This is a genomic window from Streptomyces sp. NPDC058470, assembly GCF_042721055.1.
Taxonomy (GTDB): domain Bacteria; phylum Actinomycetota; class Actinomycetes; order Streptomycetales; family Streptomycetaceae; genus Streptomyces.
The window spans coordinates 1-3,290 of record NZ_JBHXMF010000128.1 but is presented as its reverse complement, the minus strand read 5'-3'; the positions used below and the strand labels follow the sequence as shown (position 1 = coordinate 3,290).

Below are 3,290 nucleotides of genomic sequence, written 5' to 3'. Positions count from 1 at the left end.
GCCGGGCACGCTGTTGGGTGTCTGAAGGTACGGGCTCAAGTAGCTTGTTTCTTCAGTGCCGGCCCCAGTGAACTCCGGTGTAAGCCGGGGGTGGTGGGTGGTTGGTCGTTGTTTGAGAACTGCACAGTGGACGCGAGCATCTGTGGCCAAGTTTTTAAGGGCGCACGGTGGATGCCTTGGCACCAGGAACCGATGAAGGACGTGGGAGGCCACGATAGTCCCCGGGGAGTCGTCAACCAGGCTTTGATCCGGGGGTTTCCGAATGGGGAAACCCGGCAGTCGTCATGGGCTGTCACCCATACCTGAACACATAGGGTATGTGGAGGGAACGCGGGGAAGTGAAACATCTCAGTACCCGCAGGAAGAGAAAACAACCGTGATTCCGGGAGTAGTGGCGAGCGAAACTGGATGAGGCTAAACCATATGCGTGTGAGACCCGGCAGGGGTTGCGTATGTGGGGTTGTGGGATTTCTCTTTCACGGTCTGCCGATCGTGAGACGAGTCAGAAACCGTTGATGTAGGCGAAGGACATGCGAAAGGTCCGGCGTAGAGGGTAAGACCCCCGTAGTCGAAACGTCAACGGCTCGTTTGAGAAACACCCAAGTAGCACGGGGCCCGAGAAATCCCGTGTGAATCTGGCGGGACCACCCGCTAAGCCTAAATATTCCCTGGTGACCGATAGCGGATAGTACCGTGAGGGAATGGTGAAAAGTACCGCGGGAGCGGAGTGAAATAGTACCTGAAACCGTGTGCCTACAAGCCGTGGGAGCGTCGCTCATCAAGTTTACTTGGTGGGTCGTGACTGCGTGCCTTTTGAAGAATGAGCCTGCGAGTTTGCGGTGTGTTGCGAGGTTAACCCGTGTGGGGAAGCCGTAGCGAAAGCGAGTCCGAATAGGGCGTTTTAGTAGCGCGCTCAAGACCCGAAGCGGAGTGATCTAGCCATGGGCAGGTTGAAGCGGCTGTAAGAGGTCGTGGAGGACCGAACCCACCAGGGTTGAAAACCTGGGGGATGACCTGTGGTTAGGGGTGAAAGGCCAATCAAACTCCGTGATAGCTGGTTCTCCCCGAAATGCATTTAGGTGCAGCGTCGTGTGTTTCTTGCCGGAGGTAGAGCACTGGATAGGCGATGGGCCCTACCGGGTTACTGACCTTAGCCAAACTCCGAATGCCGGTAAGTGAGAGCGCGGCAGTGAGACTGTGGGGGATAAGCTCCATGGTCGAGAGGGAAACAGCCCAGAGCATCGACTAAGGCCCCTAAGCGTACGCTAAGTGGGAAAGGATGTGGAGTCGCACAGACAACCAGGAGGTTGGCTTAGAAGCAGCCACCCTTGAAAGAGTGCGTAATAGCTCACTGGTCTAGTGATTCCGCGCCGACAATGTAGCGGGGCTCAAGCGTACCGCCGAAGTCGTGTCATTCCAGCACATACCCCCAACGGGGGCTGGGATGGGTAGGGGAGCGTCGTGTGCCGGGTGAAGCCGCAGCGGAAGCTAGTGGTGGACGGTTCACGAGTGAGAATGCAGGCATGAGTAGCGATACACACGTGAGAAACGTGTGCGCCGATTGACTAAGGGTTCCTGGGTCAAGCTGATCTGCCCAGGGTAAGTCGGGACCTAAGGCGAGGCCGACAGGCGTAGTCGATGGATAACCGGTTGATATTCCGGTACCCGCTGTAAAGCGTCAAACATTGAATCCAGTGATGCTAAGCCCGTGAAGCCGTTCCGGACCCTTCGGGGAATGGAAAGTGGTGGAGCCGGTGATCCGAGCTGGTAGTAGGTGAGTGATGGGGTGACGCAGGAAGGTAGTCCATCCCGGGCGGTGGTTGTCCCGGGGTAAGGGTGTAGGACGTTGTCCAGGTAAATCCGGACAGCACATAGTCTGAGACCTGATGCCGAGCCGATTGTGGTGAAGTGGATGATCCTATGCTGTCGAGAAAAGCCTCTAGCGAGTTTTATGGCGGCCCGTACCCTAAACCGACTCAGGTGGTCAGGTAGAGAATACCGAGGCGTTCGGGTGAACTATGGTTAAGGAACTCGGCAAAATGCCCCCGTAACTTCGGGAGAAGGGGGGCCATCACCGGTGATGAGATTTACTCTCTGAGCTGGGGGTGGCCGCAGAGACCAGCGAGAAGCGACTGTTTACTAAAAACACAGGTCCGTGCGAAGCCGTAAGGCGATGTATACGGACTGACGCCTGCCCGGTGCTGGAACGTTAAGGGGACCGGTTAGTGCGCCTTCGGGTGTGCGAGGCTGAGAACTTAAGCGCCAGTAAACGGCGGTGGTAACTATAACCATCCTAAGGTAGCGAAATTCCTTGTCGGGTAAGTTCCGACCTGCACGAATGGCGTAACGACTTCTCGACTGTCTCAACCATAGGCCCGGTGAAATTGCACTACGAGTAAAGATGCTCGTTTCGCGCAGCAGGACGGAAAGACCCCGGGACCTTTACTATAGTTTGATATTGGTGTTCGGTTCGGCTTGTGTAGGATAGCTGGGAGACTGTGAAGTCGTGGCGCCAGCCATGGTGGAGTCGTCGTTGAAATACCAGTCTGGTCGTGCTGGATGTCTAACCTGGGTCCGTGATCCGGATCAGGGACAGTGTCTGATGGGTAGTTTAACTGGGGCGGTTGCCTCCTAAAGAGTAACGGAGGCGCCCAAAGGTTCCCTCAGCCTGGTTGGTAATCAGGTGTTGAGTGTAAGTGCACAAGGGAGCTTGACTGTGAGACCGACGGGTCGAGCAGGGACGAAAGTCGGGACTAGTGATCCGGCGGTGGCTTGTGGAAGCGCCGTCGCTCAACGGATAAAAGGTACCCCGGGGATAACAGGCTGATCTTCCCCAAGAGTCCATATCGACGGGATGGTTTGGCACCTCGATGTCGGCTCGTCGCATCCTGGGGCTGGAGTCGGTCCCAAGGGTTGGGCTGTTCGCCCATTAAAGCGGTACGCGAGCTGGGTTTAGAACGTCGTGAGACAGTTCGGTCCCTATCCGCTGCGCGCGCAGGAATATTGAGAAGGGCTGTCCCTAGTACGAGAGGACCGGGACGGACGAACCTCTGGTGTGCCAGTTGTCCTGCCAAGGGCATGGCTGGTTGGCTACGTTCGGGAGGGATAACCGCTGAAAGCATCTAAGCGGGAAGCCTGCTTCGAGATGAGTATTCCCACCCCCTTTGAGGGGTTAAGGCTCCCAGTAGACGACTGGGTTGATAGGCCGGATCTGGAAGCACCGCAAGGTGTGGAGGTGACCGGTACTAATAGGCCGAGGGCTTGTCCTCAGTTGCTCGCGTCCACTGTGT

The 3,290-nt window shown here is 56.7% G+C and carries 1 rRNA gene; it reads left to right on the top strand.

The annotated features are described in order from the left end of the window. Nucleotides 1–144 precede the first annotated feature (144 nt). Nucleotides 145–3,269, top strand: a 23S ribosomal RNA gene (locus tag ACFWP7_RS42320). Nucleotides 3,270–3,290: the final 21 nt, after the last annotated feature.